The sequence below is a fragment of the Mesorhizobium sp. M8A.F.Ca.ET.165.01.1.1 genome (assembly GCF_004792065.1).
Taxonomy (GTDB): Bacteria; Pseudomonadota; Alphaproteobacteria; order Rhizobiales; family Rhizobiaceae; genus Mesorhizobium.
Genome location: NZ_SRTH01000233.1, coordinates 1 through 289, shown reverse-complemented (window position 1 = coordinate 289; position 289 = coordinate 1). Strand labels below are relative to the sequence as shown.

At 63.7% G+C, this 289-nt stretch carries 1 protein-coding gene; it reads left to right on the top strand.

Annotation, left to right across the window (positions count from 1 at the left end):
* Positions 1 to 289 (top strand): molybdopterin cofactor-binding domain-containing protein (locus tag EN808_RS35880; RefSeq protein WP_145973055.1); only part of this gene is annotated, 289 nt, incomplete at both ends.

Here is a 289-nt window from a genome sequence, read left to right as displayed (position 1 = left end):
GCATCTACCTGAAGGTGGCGCAGGTGGTGGCGGAGGAATTCCAGATCGACCTCGACCAGGTGAAGATCACCGCGACCACCACCGGCAAGGTGCCGAACACCTCGGCCACCGCGGCATCGTCCGGTTCCGACCTCAACGGCATGGCGGCGCAGAACGCCGCCCGCCAGATCAAGGACCGGTTGACCAATTTCGCCTCGGAGAAATACCAGGTGCCGCGCGACCAGGTATTGTTCCTGCCCAATCGGGTGCGCATCGGCAACCAGGAGATCCCCTTCGGCGACCTCGTCAA